Source organism: Flavobacterium sp. LC2016-12 (genome assembly GCF_015351595.1).
Taxonomy (GTDB): Bacteria; Bacteroidota; Bacteroidia; order Flavobacteriales; family Flavobacteriaceae; genus Flavobacterium.
The window spans coordinates 437,086-454,622 of the sequence record NZ_JADKPT010000001.1 but is presented as its reverse complement, the minus strand read 5'-3'; the positions used below and the strand labels follow the sequence as shown (position 1 = coordinate 454,622).

Here is a 17,537-nt window from a genome sequence, read left to right as displayed (position 1 = left end):
ATAAGATATTTAAATTATTGGAGTGGCAAATTTATGAAGATTCAAGCTTTTCTAAATCCTCAAAAAATAAGTTAAACTCTTCCCTCTACTTGTTTAAATACTTTAATTTTGATTGTATAGAAAAATTAAAATGGAACAATCAAAAAATCAATATAAAATTGAAGCAACAAGCTTCAATTTGCAACAATACTTAGACAGAATCAAATTTTCAGAGGAAATTGAATTAACTATTGAAGGTATTACAAAACTGATGCGCAGTCAATTATTCAGTGTTCCATTTGAGAATATCGATGTTCAGTCTAAAAAAGTAATATCGCTTAATGGCGATGATATTGTAGAGCAAATTGTAACTAAAAATCGCGGTGGATATTGCTATCAGATTAATGGTTTGTTTTCATTGGTTTTGCAGGAAATTGGAGTTCCGCATTATTATGTTGCGGCGCGTCCTTTGGTGAATCCCGGACAGAATGCTAAGACGCATTTGGGTATTATTGCTACTATTGAAAATGAAGTTTATCTGATTGATTTAGGTTTTGGAGGAAACAGTATTAGAAAGCCTTTAAAACTGAGTAAAATTGGAACTGAGATTCAGCATGATTTTGATACTTTTACTTTGGTGAAGACAAAAGAAAATGAATTTTTATTACAAATTATGATCGGACAAGAATGGTCTAATTTATATTCGTTTGATTTGACACCACAAAGATGGATCGATTTTAAACCTGCCAATTATTACAATTACTCGCATCAGGATTCGGTTTTTACACAAAAATTAATTGTGGTTTTACAAAATCCGTTGGGCAAAAAAATATTATCTAAAAATTCCTTAAAAGTAATGACAAATGGGGTCTCTGAAATTTTTTCTTTTGAGGATAGTCAATTGAATACTATCCTGGAAACTGAATTTAATTTGAGACTGGAAAAATCTTAATACTTACTAATTCAAAACTTCTTAAAAACTCATAATTCCACCAAACTTCTAGCCCTGATAGAAGTGGAAATCCTTTTTTGAGAAAGCCTATTTTTTATGGTTTTTGCAGAGCGACCGGAGGAAGCTCCTGCAAAGACCAATAAAAAAAGGTTTTGGAGAAAAAGATTGCAACAGATAGCAGGATTAGCTTCTTAAAATAATCTTAAATCCTCATCCGCTATTCATAAATCATAACTACCTTTGCACTGTCAAAAAATCATATTATGAACATACAACATATTCCACAAATTAAGCATACTGATAGCGGGAATTTCTTTTTATTGGCGGGACCTTGCGCTATTGAAGGAGAAGAAATGGCTCTTAGAATTGCTGAAAAATTAGTTGGTATTACCGACAAACTTCAGATCCCTTATGTATTTAAAGGATCATTTAAAAAAGCCAACCGTTCTAGAATCGACAGTTTTTCTGGAATTGGTGACGAAAAAGCATTAAAAATTTTAAGAAAAGTGTCAGAGACATTTCATGTTCCAACCGTAACAGATATTCATACTAATGAAGACGCTGATATGGCTGCTCAATATGTAGATGTATTACAAATTCCGGCTTTCTTAGTACGCCAGACTGATCTTGTTGTTGCTGCGGCAAACACAGGAAAAGTGGTGAATTTGAAAAAAGGACAATTTATGAGTCCGGAAAGTATGAAACATGCTGTTCAGAAAGTATTAGACTGTCATAATGAGAATGTTATGGTTACAGATCGTGGTACTATGTTTGGTTATCAGGACATGATTGTTGATTTTAGAGGAATTCCTACTATGCAGCAATATGCTTCTACGGTTCTTGATGTAACGCACTCGTTGCAACAACCTAACCAAACTGCCGGTGTTACGGGCGGAAGACCTGATATGATTGAAACTGTTGCCAAAGCGGGTATTGCTGTAGGTGTTGACGGTATTTTTATCGAAACTCATTTTGACCCTGCTAACGCAAAAAGTGATGGTGCTAATATGCTTCATTTAGACTATTTTGAAGGTTTAATGACCAAATTGGTTGCCATTAGAAAAACAGTTAACTCATTCTAATTTTTTAATACACGTTCATTGAAAACAAATATTTTATTTTTCTTCCTGGTGTGCTTTTCATTAAACACTTTTGCTCAGGAAGAAATCGCAGTAGAAAGATACACATCACATAATAAAGGGAAATTCTTCGTTTCATGGGGTGGTAACAGAGACAGTTATACTGAATCTGATGTAAACTTCAGAGGAAAAGATTACAACTTTACGGTTGCTGATATGAAAGCTCATGATAAACCAAAAGGATACCATATTGATTATGTGAATCCGGCAAACATGACTATCCCACAAACTAATTTTAGAATGGGATATTTCTTTAACGACCATTATAGCGTTTCTATTGGTTGGGATCACATGAAATATGTGATGACACAAAATCAAATAGCAAATGTTACTGGTACTATAAATTTACCTGCTGATCAGGCTGGATCTTTTTACAACGGAGTTTATAATAATACACCTGTAGATATGTCTCTATATGGAGCTCAGGAAGGTGGTTTTGATCAAGGTACTGTTCAGGGAAACCCTCCTGCATTTTTAATGTACGAGCATACAGATGGTTTGAACTATATTAATACTGAGGTTTCCAGACATGACGATATTTCGAAATGGTTTGGTTTACCAAATACAGATAAAGTTCAGATTAACTTAACTGAAGGTTTGGGTGCCGGAGTTTTATATCCTAAAACCAATGCAACTCTTTTAGGAAAAGAACGTCATGACGACTTTCACATTTCCGGATATGGTTTATCTGCAAAGGCGGGAATTAATTTTACTTTCTTCAAGTATTTTTACTTACAAGGAGAGTTAAAAGGAGGTTACATTAACATGCAGGATATTAGAACTACTGTTAGCAATGAAGACAAAGCTTCGCAAGACTTTTTCTTCTTTCAAAGAATTATTGCTGTAGGAGGAATTTTTAGAATCTAATATTTCACAAAGTATACTTAAAAATAGTTATCATTTTGGTAACTATTTTTTTTGCTCTTAATTTGCCACAACATACTTTATTCATAAAAGTCAAACGATGACAAAATCAAAATATCTATTTCCCATCATTACATTTTTACTGAGCTTTGGTTGTGCTTTGTTTGTTGCGATGAAGGTTTTTCCGAACAATCCATTTTCTGGAAAAAAGCCGGAAAATGCTGTATCGAATAAAATTCATGATGGAGACCTTATTTTTCAAACGTCAGAATCAAAACAATGTGAAGCAGTAAGAATTGCTACCAATTCAAAATTCTCACATTGCGGCATTATTTTTTTCGTCAATGGCGGACAATTTGTTTTAGAAGCTGTACAGCCTGTAAAAATAACACCTCTTGAGGAATGGATTTCACATGGAAAAGATCATAAATATGTTGTTAAGAGACTCAAGAATGCAGAAACTATTTTAACTGAGGGAACTCTTGATAAAATGAAAACGTATGGCAAACAACTTCTGGGCAAGGAATACGATGCCTATTTTGAATGGACGGATACCAGGATTTATTGCTCTGAATTAATCTGGAAGATTTATAAAAATGGCGCCGGAATAGAATTATCAAAACCTAAGCAATTAAAAGATTTTAATTTGACAGATGAAAGAGTCCAGAAAATACTTAAAGAAAGATATGGAAATGATATTCCGCTTGAAGAAAAAGTAGTTGCTCCTTCTGATCTTGTTGATTCTAATTTACTAAAAACTGTAATTGATACCTATTAAACAGCTAAATGTTTTAGCCATGGGTTTTGCTGATAAAAACAGATTCACACAGATATTTTCAAATAAAAAAAGCGATGAGTAATCATCGCTTTTTCTTTATAAATTAAAATCCTTTAATTAATTCGTTGTTGGAAGAACAATTCCGGTTTGGTCTATTAAATAAATTAATGATGTCATGGTCGCTGCTCCAAGCTCTAACTCTCTTTTGTTAATAGCATCAAATTTATCATTTGCTGCGTGGTGATAATCAAAATAACGTTGTGAATCTGGTTGTAAACCTGCCTTCACGATCGTTTTAGAAGTTAAATGATCAATATCTGATCCAGCATGTCCCTTTATAAAACTGTGAATGTAATATGGCTCAAAAAGAGGTGCAAATCCTTGAATTTTTTTCAAATTTGCATCATCAGCTTCTATAGAAAATCCTCTTGGTGTAAATCCACCAGAATCACTTTCTAAAGCAAAAATATGATTTTCGTTCTTTTGTTTTGAAACTTCTTCATATTTAGCGCCACCTTTTCCACCGTTTTCTTCATTCATAAACAATACTACACGGATTGTATTTTTTGGTTTGTAATTTAAATTTTTAAGAATACGAACTACTTCCATACTTTGTACGACTCCTGCTCCATCGTCGTGAGAACCATCAGCTAAATCCCAGGAATCTAAGTGACCGCCAACTACCATAATGTTTTCCGGAGTTACAGTACCTGTCAATTCTCCAATTACGTTATGAGATAATACATCTGGTAAAGTTTCACAAGATTGTTTAAAATAAAATTTTAGACTTGGATTATTTTTTAATAATTTGCTTAACAATTCTGCTCCATTTGTACTAATTGCAGCTGCTGGAATATATTGTGCTTTTGGCAAATCCCCATATGATTGCCCTCCTGCATGAGGAAAATCATCTAAACGTAAATTCAAAGAACGCACAATAGTTCCAACCGCTCCTAGTTTAGCGGCTTCATGTGCCCCACTGCGTCTTTGATCTCCGGCGCCTGAATAAGCTTCAAAAGTTCCGATATTTTCAGGATTCATTGGTCTGTTAAAAAACACAATTTTACCTTTTACTTTATCTCCTAAAGCTTTTAATTCGTCGATACCCTGTACTTCAACAACTTCAGCAGTAAGTCCTGTTTTTGGTGTTGCAATTGATCCTCCTAAAGCACAAATTGGAACTGCAGTTTTAATTTTATTATCTAAAATAAAAGCCGTTTCTTTTTCACCACGAACCCAATGAGGTACCATAACTTCCTGAAGGTATACTTTATCAAGTCCTAAAGTTTCTAATTGTGATTTTGTGTATTTTACGGCTTCTTCGGCAGTTGCAGAGCCAGATAAACGAGCTCCAATATCATTAGATAAATACTCTAGCCAAGTATAGCATTTTGACTCGGTTAAAGCCTTTTTATAGAATAATTTGATGTTTTTCTCATCGTTCGACTGTGCAAAAGATGTCAATCCGTTTAAAACTAAAACAGTTAAAAGAATCGTTTTTTTCATAGGTTTAATTATGTTTTTGGGTTGTTGCACAAAGGAACAAAATTCTTTAGACCTGCCACAGAATTCAGTACAACTTTTCTTAAATTATTTTACCTCTATTAACTTGTTTTTTACGCCAATTCCGTTTTCATTAAAAGCCTCTATAGTAAAGTAATATTTTGTGCCTTTATCCAAACCTCTAAAGTCATACGAAGCTTCATCATACACCATAATACTGTTGTATAATTTGTCTGAAGAGATTCCGTAATAAATATTATAACCCACTGCATCTGGTTGTTTTTTCCAACTAATCATTGCATTTCGGAAATCTTTTGCATTTCTGTTAACTTTAAAATTAGAAACTGCTTTTGGTTTTGCTGCTAATCCATTTCCGAAAACTCTAAAGTCTGAAACTGCAAATAATCCTGAAGCATTATGAATGTTTACCATTTTGATGTAACGTGCCTTAATTGATTTTGATAACTCTACATAATCATGCGGAACGTCTTTAGCATTTTGAGATTTATCAACCACTAATGTCCAGTTTTGGGCATCATCAGACATGAAGATTTTATATTGATAATAAATATCCATAGCCTTGTTGTACTGCGTCGCTTTATGATCAGCATAATTAATTTGCAGTGCATTGATTTCCATAGACCTACCTAAATCTAGCTGCATCCATTCACCAGGTGCATCTGTTTTTGCTGACCAATAGGTTTGAATATTTTCATCGGTTAAATTTTCAGCACCATAACAGAATTTCTCATATACTTTTTTTCCGCCGTTATCCACTCTATGAGTTTCTACTTCATTACATTCTTCGGCAGAAGAAACGGTGACAGGTTTTTTATATGAAAGCAGCATCCATCCTGAAGTAGCTCCTTTTTCCTGATTTCTTTGAGAAGTTGGCAGAACGATCGGAAAATCACCGTAAGCCGTAATGGAATACATTACATCATCTTTATCAAATCCCGCAGGAAACATATCAATACGACGCTCAAAACGGTCTTTTATAGAGATTTTACAGGTTCCGGTGTTCCAGTAATTTCCGTAATTATCTGCAAAAGTGTTTCCGTGTCCGGCTCCAATTACAAATCCGCCTGGTTTGTATGACATCGGATTGTGTTTTTGATATGTAAATGGCCCCAAAGGATTATCTCCCACATGAACGCCATTGGCATATCCTTTAAATTCAGTTGCCGGCGCACCATATTGCATATAATATTTACCATTATGTTTGGTCATCCAGGCTCCTTCAATAAAATTCCCCCAGGGTGCAGGCTCCATATCATTGTTTGGTCCGAAGCGTTCCCAACCATGCTTTGACGGATCTAAAATAGCCACTTCTTTTATCTGACCGTAGGGACGCTGAATATCCTCTACTTCTGTCGCTTTGTATAATCTTTCATAATCTGCCTGATTTCCTTTTGGAAGCCAGGTATTATAATCCACTTCAACTCCAACTAAAGGTAACTTTCCGCTTGAACCGTAGTACATATAGACCTTTTTATCGTCATCCTGAAAAATTGCAGGATCCCAGGTTGGCAGCATTGCTTTATCGACGTGTCTTAACCATTGTCCTGATTTTGGATCGGCTGTTTTCCAGATGGGATGATCACTTTTCCAGGTTGAACCCACATAAAACAAAGTGTCATTTACAACCCATGCAGCTGGCGCACATTGATCATCATCTCCGGGCTTTCTTTGAAAACTGCCGTAAACAAATTTCCAATCTGACATGTCTTTACTCCAGAAGAATCCAGCCTGATTTGTGGCAAATAAATAATATTCTCCTTGAAAAGTAATTATAACCGGATCCGCGCTTGAACGGCGTGATTCCGGAATTCCATTATGATTTAGTGTAGTATAATTGTAACCAATATTAATTGGGTTGCAATAAGTCGTTGCCGATTTATTCGGATCGAACCATTCCGTTTTTCCGGGAATATTCGTTTTTTGTGCGAAAACATTGTTGTTGAAAATCATCAAAAACAATAGAATTGGCAATGTGATTTGATATGCTTTTTTCATAGTTTCATTTTATTTGGAAAGTTTAAAAGATTATTTTTTCTCCTTTACTCTTTCTTTTAATAGTTCAGGTTCATTTGTGGTAATGTAATCGAATTTATGATCAATAATCCAATCCATATCAGAAGCTTCGTTAACTGTCCAGGCATTTAGGATAATATTATTTTCTTTCGCTTCCTTAATCCATTCGGGATGTTTTTTAAAAACAGAAAAATGATAATCAACACCTGAAATTTTATCTACCTTTACTTCTTTCGGAGATTTATTTCCTTCCAGATATTGTAAAACTGTTTTCTGATCTACTTCTCTAATTTGCTTTAAGATTTCGTAATCAAAACTGATATAACAAGTGATTTTATCAGCATGCAGTTTTTTGATCGTTTCAACCGTTTTTAAAGCTGTCTTTTTTCCTCTTTCCTTACTTATTTCTGATGGCTTTATTTCGCAGACCAAAAGAGTGTGTTTGTTGTTTCTTTTGCCTTCAGTCACATACTCGTACAGCGTTGGTAACTTCTCTCCATTTGAAAGTTTAAACTTTAGCAAATCTTCATAATTTGTTTCTTCAATAAGGAATTTGTTACAATGCGCATCGTGATTGATTACGAGCGAATCGTCAGCTGTTCGCCAAACGTCAAATTCAGAACCCGGAAGTTTTAGATCTATTGCCTGTCTCAAAGAGGCGATAGAATTTTCAGGAAGATTATTCTTTTTCCATGCCCCACGATGTGCAACAATTGCATTTTTTTCCACTCCGCAAGAATGAAAAATAATTATCATTATTAATAAACTAAATACTTTTAATACATTAGAAATCTTCATTATTTCAAAAATTTATTATTGTTTAAAAAAGTTCTTTTTATGAAAAAGCCCTTCGCTAACCAGACGAAGGGCTAATTACTAATCTAACAAACCAACTATTTAGTTAATTCAAAACTAACTTTCTTGTCGGCAGCTGAGTTTCCTCCAACGAAAACATCGAACTGTCCAGGTTCTGCTACAAATTGTAAGTCAGAATTATAAAATTTTAAATCTTCAACCGCGATATCAAAGCTCACAGTTTGTTTCTCCCCTTTTTTAAGTGTTATTTTTTGGAAATTTTTCAGTTCTCTAACGGGTCTTGTTACTGAACCTACTAAATCTCTGATATACAATTGAACGGTTTCTTTTCCGTCATAATTTCCTGTATTGGAAACATCAACAGTTACTTGCAATTTCCCGCTTTCATTCATCTTATCTGATGAAATTTTCAGGTTTGAATAGTCAAAGTTGGTATAGCTTAATCCAAAACCAAATGGGAATAACGGCTCATTTCTTTCGTCAATATAATTTGATCTGAATTTTTCGAATTTACCTTCTATATTTGCCAATGGTCTTCCGGTGTTTTTGTGTGCGTAGTAAATTGGCACCTGTCCAACACTTCTTGGAAAAGTTGTAGTTAATTTTCCAGAAGGATTTACATCACCAAATAAAACATCAGCAATAGCATAACCTGCTTCAGTACCGGCAAACCACGCATTTAAAATCGCAGGAACAGTCTCGTTTTCTTCTTTTAAAACTAACGGGCGTCCGTCAAATAAAACTAAAACAACTGGTTTTCCTGTTTTTAATAAAGCGTTTAATAAATCTTTTTGAGCTTGTGGAATTTCCAGATTTGTACGGCTGCTAGATTCTCCACTCATTTCTGCAGATTCTCCCAATGCAGCAACAATAACATCAGATTGGTTCGCTACTTTTAAAGCTTCTGCCAATAATTCTTCTTTAGAACGGCCATCGCGGTGTAAGGTTTTCCCAAACATTGTTGCATTAGTTTCGAAAGTTTCATTATAATCTAAATTGCTCCCCTTTGCATACAATACTTTTGTAGATGGTCCTGCTACTTCTTTAATTCCTGCTAATAATGAAATAGCATTTTCCATTTTAGTAGCGACACTCCAGGTTCCCGGCATGTTTTCTTTTGCATCTGCCAATGGTCCAATAAGTGCAATTGTACCTGATTTTTTAAGAGGCAATACCTGATTTTGATTTTTTAATAAAACCAAAGACTGTGCTGCAATCTGACGTGCTTCTTTTCTGCTTGCAGACGTGAAAATTTCTGTTTTAGCTCTTTTCTCATCACAATATTTGTATGGATCGTGGAATAATCCTAAATCGTATTTTGCTTCCAAAATAAGTTTAACAGCATTATCGATTTGCTCGATTGTTACTTTTTTCTCATCTAAGGATTTTTTCAAAGTCGTTAAGAAACCTTCACCAACCATATCCATTTCAACACCAGCATTTAGAGATAAAGCTGAAACAGCTTGTAAATCTCCCATTCCGTGTTCGATCATTTCGTTGATTCCTGTAAAATCAGTTACGACGAAACCTTTAAAACCCCATTGTTTTCTTAAAACATCGGTCATTAACCATTTGTTTCCGGTTGCAGGAATTCCGTCAACTTCGTTAAAAGAGGCCATTACGGTACCTACACCTGCATCAACTGCTGCTTTGTAAGGAGGAAAATAATCATTGAACATTCTGATATGACTCATATCGACTGTATTATAATCACGTCCTGCTTCTGGTGCTCCGTATAAAGCGAAGTGTTTTACACACGCCATAATCGAATTATTTTTAGAAAGATCATGTTGTTGGTATCCGTTTACCATTGCTTTTGCAATCTGGCTACCTAAATAAGGATCTTCTCCTGAACCTTCAGAAATTCTCCCCCAACGAGGATCACGGGAAATATCTACCATTGGCGAAAATGTCCAGTTGATACCATCAGCACTTGCTTCCTGAGCTGCAATCTGTGCACTTCTTTCGATCAAATTCATATCCCAGGTACAAGATAATCCTAGCGGAATTGGGAATGTCGTTTCGTAGCCGTGGATAACATCCATCCCAAAAATCAATGGAATTTTTAAACGGCTTTTTTCAATAGCAATTTTTTGTACTTCTTTAATTTTTTGAACAGATTTAATATTGAATAAACCACCTACTTTACCTTCAGCAATTTTTTTAGCCACATCAGAACTGTTTGCTTGCCCTGTCGTAATATCTCCAGAAGTTGGTAAATTAAGCTGACCCAATTTTTCGTCTAAAGTCATTTTTGACAATAGTTCAGCTACAAACTCTGATTTTGGTTTAATTGTTACTGTGTTTTTAGTGTTCTTTTTTTGGGCATAACCCAAAACAGCACATCCTAAAAAAAGTAAGACTAATTTGTTTTTCATTATATATAATTATTTGTTCTTATTTGTTTTAATATTCCAGATTTAGCGCAGCGTTAAATTCCGTACTTCCCAGATTTAAATCCAAGTTTTACTAAACCTTGTTTAGTGTCTGATGCATTCATAAACAATTTCCATAACAAACCGCTTCTATAGTTCTCAATCATGGGAGCAATTGTTCCCTGATCAATTGCCAAATAACGAGCTGTTACCCAATTGTATTGTGGAGAAAAAGCATCATAAGGCCCTGCGATTCCAACATATTTTGCTTTATTATCATCATACAAATAGTGTAAAAACTTCATAGATTCTACTGGTGTATATGGGAAAGAAGATAATGCAGCGGTTGGTGAAATAACACCATTATCGTTATTAGGTTGGTGTGCTGTATATCCCGTTGTTCCGTCAGGATTTCGGGTGTAACTTGCTGTCAGTCCCCAGCATTTATCTGAATAATCTTTAAATCCTTTTGGATTAGCAACACTGTACTTAACCATTATTTTAGCATGATTTTGTGTCAATGCCCAATAATCAGCATATTTATCTTTTAAATTATTTGGATCTAAACCTAAATAAGAATAGTGTGACCAGAACATTGGCCCTACATTTCCTGTAGCTCCATTATAATTGAAAATAACCGGAATTCCGTATTGAGAACCTCCATTTACAATAGCTCCACTTCTCGCCCATGCTTTATGATACGCTTCTGCAGAAATAGGATGCGTTGGTGAAGAAGCTGCCATTACATATGTAATCAAACATTCATTATAGCCTTCTAATTTAAAATTCATTTCCCAGCCATAATTTGGAGACCAGTGCCAATATAAGGCATCTTGTCCCTGAGTGTACCAATCCCATTCTACACCCTTCCAAAGTACGTCAGCTTTTTCAGCCAATGCCTTTTCAGCTGTACTTCCATTTTTAAAATATTCTCTAATAGTAATTAGAGCCTGGCAAACAAAAGAAGTTTCTACTAAATCTCCTCCATTATCTTTTGTACCAAACGGAATTACTTTCCCATCTTTATTATCCATCCAGTGTGGCCATGCGCCGTGAAAACGGTCTGCTTTCTCAAGAAAAGTTAATGCTGTAGTAAGTCTAGAAACAGCTTCAGCTCTTGGCAAAAAACCTCTTTCTACGCCTACAACGATAGTCATTAATCCAAAACCTGAACCTCCTGTAGTAATAATGTTTGATTCAAAATTTGGATCTTCCGTAAGATATCTTTCTCTTGCTAATTTTGAATTAGGATCAGCATAATCCCAAAAATATTTAATTGCATCTTTTTGAACCTGATCCATTGCCTCATTATCTGTTAGAGGTTTTGTTGGGTTTGTTGGATTTGTTGGTAAGGGAGTACCGCCGCTTTTCCCTTCATCTGGTGAAGAAGAAGAACAAGAACTAAAAGCCCCCAAAAGTAGTATGATGTATAAACCAATTCTCATTTTTATAAATTTTGTAATATTAATAACTAAAAAAAACACCTGGAATTTACTCCAGGTGTATTTTGAAGAAAATTTATCGTTTGTCTTTCTCTAATTTGTATAGAGCAGTAACTTCATTATCTGTAAGAGATGCGTCATAGATTCTAAATTCATCCATTAAACCAGTATAATGAAGCATCCATCCATCTGCATTTCCCCAAGGAGCCCCTAAATGTTGCTGGTAACCACCAATAATAAATTTAGAAACTTCAGAACTTGCTAATTCCCCATAAGGAAGACCTCCTGTTAAAGGATCATTTGTATACCTCTTTGAAATAGATTCTGGCAAAACTATTTTTTGTCCATCAATATAAAGACTATAAGTAGAACTAGTACCATTATACGTCCATACTATGTGTTTCCATGCTCCAAACATATTAGGCAAAACATTGGCCTGCGCATGTTCAATAAATTGCCCAGCCCAAGGAATGCTAGGCATAACGTCTTTCTGAATATGATTTTTTAACAACATTGTTGTTGCTGGCCCTGTTCCTTCAATAAGTGTAAAGATGTTACCCCAAAAATCTGTCTTTTTAGGAAGCATAAATAACGATTGTGCGCCACCTGTATGCGGATCTGTTTTAATCCACATGGAAACAGTAATGCTTTTTAAATTTACTATCGAATTAGCAACTGTATTATAGGCTATAAAAGAACTTGCAGATCCTTGATACGCTTCCCCTTTTATACCGGTACCATATGTTATATTATTTCCTGATCCGTCCGTTATGCTGTTTTTTGAATCAGCAATATTACCATCAAAACTAAATTTAGATACTAAATGAGTAGCTGCAACATCATCAGAATTATCATAACCACCAATTGACTCGTAAGGAATTGGGGTGTTTACTTTATCAATACTATCCTCGCAGCTAACAAACAATGCTGAAGTTAAAGCGAAAGAAAGCAAGAAAATGGATTTATTTTTTTTCATTTTTAATGTCTTTTAGAATTAATAACCAGGATTTTGACTTGATAAACCTTTTGCTTCTGTCAAAAAAGATTCAGGAATTGGGAACAATTCATTTTTTCCTTCAGTAAACGTTTTTCCATCAGCAGCAAAAGCTGTTTTTGCCTGACCTGTTCTCACTAAGTCAAAGAATCTGTCAAACTCAAAAGCTAGTTCAACTCTTCTTTCTCTCCAAATCGCTTTTCTAATATCATCCTGAGATGTAAAAGTCGTATTGGCAAGTTTCGCTCTGTTTCTAATTTGGTTTAACAATGGAATAGCCTCACTCGTTTGTCCTAGTTCATTTAATGCCTCAGCTTTCATTAATAATACTTCAGCATATCTGATAAAAATAACATTCGCATCACTATCATCAGCTCCAGAATAATTAGATGAATATGCTTTATAGTTATATCTCTCATTATCAACAGTATTTGGAACAACTCTTCCGTCATATAATGTTGTTCCTCTGAAGATAATTGTGGCAGCTTTTCTAACATCTCCAGGCTCGTAAGCGTCTACTAAACTCTGAGAAGGTGTATTGAAGCCCCAGCCCCATCCGCCAGTACCACGAGCTCCCTGAACTTGAGAATATTGCTTAATTCCTTTAGCTGGAACGGATCCAACACCATTGATTTCAAAAATTGATTCAGGTCCATTTTCACCTGCCAGTCTAAACATTGCAGCATACTCCGGTACAAGACTGTACCCAGTAACCAGATTACAGTTGTCTACAACTTTTTGCCAGTTTTTTTGATACAGGTTAACTTTAGCCAACAAAGCATAAGCTGATCCTTTTGATACCCTCGCTTTTTCATCAGCAGAATAAGTTGATTTTAAAGGTAAGGCTGCAATAGCATCAGTTAAGTCAGCTTCAATAAAAGCATAAACGTCTGCAAGTGGTTTACGAGTAAGCAGCATGTTTTTATCTTCCAAAGATGATGGGTTTGGTAAATGATCTACAATTGGTACACCTCCATAACACTTCACTAAAGTAAAATACATAAAAGCTCTCATAAATTTAGCTTCTCCTATTAATCTTGCTCGTAAACCAGCATTGGCTTGATCTAATTGAGGTATAATATTTAAGGCCTGATTACAACGATTAATTCCAGCATAATAGGCTTTAAAATTACCTTCAGAAGAAGGATTCGATGCATTATAGGTTAAAGCATCCAATACATCTTTATCTGTACCAACGTCACCAGGAGATGATCCTTTATCTGCATCATCTGTCGTAATACTAGTTAAACCTATCCATCCAAAAGATGTTGTGTCCCAATCTAAGAATTTGTTATAAATTGCAGTAACGAAGGTTGTTGCCCCCGCATCATTATTAAACAATTCGATATCACCTGTAGAAATAGCCTCTGTTTGGTCAACATCTAAATAATCATCTGCACATCCTGTAAAAAACAAGGCAGTTAATGCAAGCATTGATATATATATCTTTTTCATAATATTAAAATTTTAAATTAGCACCAACAACAAATGATCTTAAAGTTGGATATGCATCCAACTCAACACCTTGAAGTTTGTACGGATCCCCGTCTCCATTTAACTCCGGTGAAAAACCTGAGAATTTTTGTGTGATAAATGGGTTGATTGCATTTACATATATTCTGCAATAGTTTATAAAGCTCTTTTCAGTCAAAGGAAGTTTATATCCTAAAGTAATATTATTGATTCTAAAGAAATCTCCAGATTCCAGAAAATACGTAGAAGCTACTGGAGTTGAATTAAAAGCTCCGGGATTTGAAGCTGTTGTATTGTTCGGAGTCCAGAAATCCGTTGCAGTTGCATCTTCAATGTTTTCTCCTCCAAAATGTTGTGCTTTTTTACCATTATAAACTTTCGCTCCAGAAGTACCATAACCATCAACAGAGAAATCAAAGTTTTTATAGTTTAATCCCAGAGTAACACCATAATTAGATTTTGGTAAAATAGAGCCTACATATTTTTTATCTACATCGCCTAATGCATCCTGAGTAGCTGTAGTTCCATCTGCTTTATAGTATAACATCTTCCCATTTGAGCTATCAAAACCAGCATACTCGTACATGTAAAAACTTCCTAAAGGCTGTCCAATAGATGAATTATCAAGAAATTTGGTAGTTTCTCCATTTCCTAAACTTCCCCCTTCAATTGGTGACAAAACAACATCTTTTAAACCTGTAAGCTCGTTTTTATTGTTTGAAAAATTACCTCCAACCCAATAAGAAAAATTATCATTAATTTTATCATCCCAACGCAAAGAAATTTCATATCCTTTATTTGAAACCTCACCGACATGTGCAGGCGAAGCAGTCGTGATACCTGAAGCCATATAAGGTTTTACATTTAAAATCACATTATCAGTGTTTTTATCGTATACGTCAAAAGTACCTTTCAATCTACTATCTAACAATTCAAAATCTAATCCCACAGAAGATTCTTCTGTAACTTCCCAAGAAAGGCTTGGATCAATTTGAGAGTTAATTGTAGTTCCTTCATATAAAATTGAGCCACCTAAATAAGAAGTTAATCCTGAAGCATACCCTTGTCTGTTAAGCGGTACATTTTGGTTACCTAGTTTACCCCATCCTCCTCTTAATTTTAATAAATTGATTCCTTTTACATCAGCCATGAAATTTTCTTTGGTGATCACCCATCCTAAACCAAAGGCAGGAAAAGTTCCCCAACGATAATCTTTAGCAAAGTTTGAAGATCCATCACGTCTAACAGTTCCTGTTACTAAATATCTGTCCATTAGTTTGTACTGGAAACGACCAAAATAGGAGGCTAATTTTGTTTGATTAAAAACTTCATCTTTATAACTTGTCACATTTGCAACATAATCAACATCTTTCAATGACCAGTAATTAGAATCTGTATTTACATTTTTTCTAATAATTGTCAATTTTTCTCTGGCACCCTTTACAGATGTTTCAATACCAGCCGTAACTTCTACATCATGAATTTCATCAAATACTTTATTATAAGTCAAATAGTTTGATAAATTCCAGTTAAAATATTCTTCTCTTCCTTTAGTTAATAAGTTATATGGAATTTTCTCAGTAACAACTCTTTGGTCATAATCTGCAGCTGTTTTATCTGGATTAGCCGCTAACCAAATATTCTCAGAGTCTTCAAAATTATATTGTTTCCAAGTATAATATTCGCCATTAAATTGGGAAGTAAATTTTAAAGAAGGTAAAATTTCATAATCTAATTTTAATCCTCCCTGGAAAGTAACGCTTCTTTGCTCCTCATCATATAGATCTAATTGAGCTACAGGATTTCCAACGTTATTGAAAGATGCTCCTGTTGTATTTGCAAAACCATCTTCTCCAACTCTGGATACACCATACTGCCCATTCGCAAAACGAACCGGTACTATTGGTGATTGTTTGTAAGCATTTGTAAATGCACTTAATGGCTTAGGACTTGAATTTGTTGAAGTTAAACTGAATGTTTGGTTTAAAGTTAACTTTTTAGAAATCTTGTACTCATTATTATTTCTAAACGTAGTACGTCCATAGTCTAAACCATTTAAAATTGCTTTTTCTTCATAATTTCCTAAACTGAAAAAGTATTTTATATTTTCACTACCACCAGAAACAGATATGTTATTTTGGGTATAAGAACCAGTTCTTGTAATTTCATCAAACCAATCTGTGTTTACAGGTTGATCCTGAGAAAATGTAGTAGCTTGCAAAGCCGAGTTTGTATAATAAGCGAACTTATTACTACCTGCCATTTTTACTTTTTTCAAAGGTTCTCTCACACCTGCAAAACTTTCAATTTCAACCGAAACTTTATTATCACCTTTTCCCTTTTTAGTGGTAATGATAATAACTCCATTTGCCGCCCTTGTACCATAAATTGCTAAAGCAGATGCATCTTTTAAAACTTCATAAGATGTGATATCATTAGTATTGATATTATTGATATTTTCAGTTTGCATACCGTCGACAATGTACAACGGGTTACGCCCTCCTAAAGCAGTTCCCAAACCTCTAATCACCACAGAAGGAGTACTTCCCGGTAAATCAGATGAAATAACCTGGACACCAGCTGCCTTACCCTGAATAGCCTGAGAGGCATTCAGTACTTTTGTTTTTGTAATTTCTTCTGCTTTTATAGAAGAAATTGCAGTAGTATTATCAATTTTTTTCCTAGTACCATATCCAATAACTACCACTTCTTTTAAAGCAGTATCACCAGCTTCCTTTAAAGTTATGGTCATTGGAGCCACAGTTGCCGGTATAGAAACCGCGTCAAAGCCAAGCATAGAGATTTTTAACATCTCACCCTCTTTAGCATTAATTGTAAAATTTCCGTCGAAATCAGCATCAGTAGAAGTTCTTGAATTGGGAGCGCTAATAACTGCTCCTGGAATTCCCATTCCACTACTGTCTACTACTTTTCCTTTAATTGCTTGTCCAGACATATAAGCCGGAAGCAATAAGAGCGCTAAAAAGCTAAAAATAAAATTTTTCATACAGTTCGTAATCGTTTAAGTTAGTAGAGCCAAATTAAACAATTACAACGTTGTAGTACATCAAACACCACTACTACATAGCTACATCATTATGTTAAAACCTGAATATACACTAGTGATTATCAAGCTTATAAATGTTAATTTAATTTCATTAACATAACGTTATGATGTAGTAATGATG

12 protein-coding genes are annotated in these 17,537 nt (G+C 34.6%); 4 read left to right on the top strand and 8 right to left on the bottom strand.

The window, feature by feature from the left end; translation table 11 throughout:
• The first annotated feature begins 130 nt into the window (after positions 1-130).
• The 4 genes from IRZ99_RS01935 to IRZ99_RS01920 all read left to right on the top strand — a co-directional run bounded on the left by IRZ99_RS01935 (position 131) and on the right by IRZ99_RS01920 (position 3,712).
• Positions 131-931 carry an arylamine N-acetyltransferase gene (locus tag IRZ99_RS01935; protein WP_194655662.1) on the top strand — a complete coding sequence of 267 codons (801 nt, stop codon included), beginning with the start codon at positions 131-133 and terminating at the stop codon, positions 929-931.
• Positions 932-1,194: 263 nt separating this feature from the next.
• The gene (kdsA, locus tag IRZ99_RS01930; RefSeq protein ID WP_072971167.1) at positions 1,195-2,013 is read left to right on the top strand and encodes a 3-deoxy-8-phosphooctulonate synthase; all 819 of its coding nucleotides are present in this window, start codon (positions 1,195-1,197) and stop codon (positions 2,011-2,013) included.
• An 18-nt stretch (positions 2,014-2,031) separates the two neighbouring features.
• On the top strand, positions 2,032-2,937 hold the full coding sequence (locus tag IRZ99_RS01925; protein WP_194655661.1) for a hypothetical protein: 906 nt from the start codon (positions 2,032-2,034) through the stop codon (positions 2,935-2,937).
• Between the two features lie 97 nt (positions 2,938-3,034).
• Complete coding sequence (locus tag IRZ99_RS01920; protein WP_194655660.1) at positions 3,035-3,712, top strand: YiiX family permuted papain-like enzyme; 678 nt, start codon at positions 3,035-3,037, stop codon at positions 3,710-3,712.
• A gap of 117 nt (positions 3,713-3,829) precedes the next feature.
• Here the strand turns inward: IRZ99_RS01920 and IRZ99_RS01915 are convergent, their stop codons facing one another.
• The 8 genes from IRZ99_RS01915 to IRZ99_RS01880 form a co-directional block, all read right to left on the bottom strand.
• Positions 3,830-5,218, bottom strand: a complete 1,389-nt coding sequence (locus IRZ99_RS01915) for a M20/M25/M40 family metallo-hydrolase (protein WP_194655659.1) — start codon at positions 5,216-5,218, stop codon at positions 3,830-3,832.
• An 84-nt stretch (positions 5,219-5,302) separates the two neighbouring features.
• Positions 5,303-7,231: a discoidin domain-containing protein gene (locus IRZ99_RS01910; protein ID WP_194655658.1), complete on the bottom strand. Its 1,929-nt coding sequence runs from the start codon at positions 7,229-7,231 to the stop codon at positions 5,303-5,305.
• A gap of 30 nt (positions 7,232-7,261) precedes the next feature.
• Entirely contained in the window at positions 7,262-8,005 is a 744-nt protein-coding gene (locus IRZ99_RS01905; protein WP_228518990.1) for a glycerophosphodiester phosphodiesterase family protein, read from the bottom strand.
• Positions 8,006-8,142: 137 nt separating this feature from the next.
• Positions 8,143-10,443 carry a beta-glucosidase BglX gene (gene bglX, locus IRZ99_RS01900; RefSeq protein ID WP_194655656.1) on the bottom strand — a complete coding sequence of 767 codons (2,301 nt, stop codon included), beginning with the start codon at positions 10,441-10,443 and terminating at the stop codon, positions 8,143-8,145.
• Positions 10,444-10,496: 53 nt separating this feature from the next.
• Positions 10,497-11,885 (bottom strand): glucoamylase family protein, encoded by a 1,389-nt coding sequence (locus tag IRZ99_RS01895; protein WP_194655655.1) that lies wholly within the window; start codon positions 11,883-11,885, stop codon positions 10,497-10,499.
• A gap of 73 nt (positions 11,886-11,958) precedes the next feature.
• Positions 11,959-12,858 (bottom strand): LamG domain-containing protein, encoded by a 900-nt coding sequence (locus IRZ99_RS01890; RefSeq protein ID WP_194655654.1) that lies wholly within the window; start codon positions 12,856-12,858, stop codon positions 11,959-11,961.
• A gap of 18 nt (positions 12,859-12,876) precedes the next feature.
• Positions 12,877-14,331, bottom strand: a complete 1,455-nt coding sequence (locus IRZ99_RS01885) for a RagB/SusD family nutrient uptake outer membrane protein (protein ID WP_194655653.1) — start codon at positions 14,329-14,331, stop codon at positions 12,877-12,879.
• Between the two features lie 4 nt (positions 14,332-14,335).
• Positions 14,336-17,356: a SusC/RagA family TonB-linked outer membrane protein gene (locus tag IRZ99_RS01880; RefSeq protein WP_194655652.1), complete on the bottom strand. Its 3,021-nt coding sequence runs from the start codon at positions 17,354-17,356 to the stop codon at positions 14,336-14,338.
• Between the last annotated feature and the right edge of the window lie 181 nt (positions 17,357-17,537).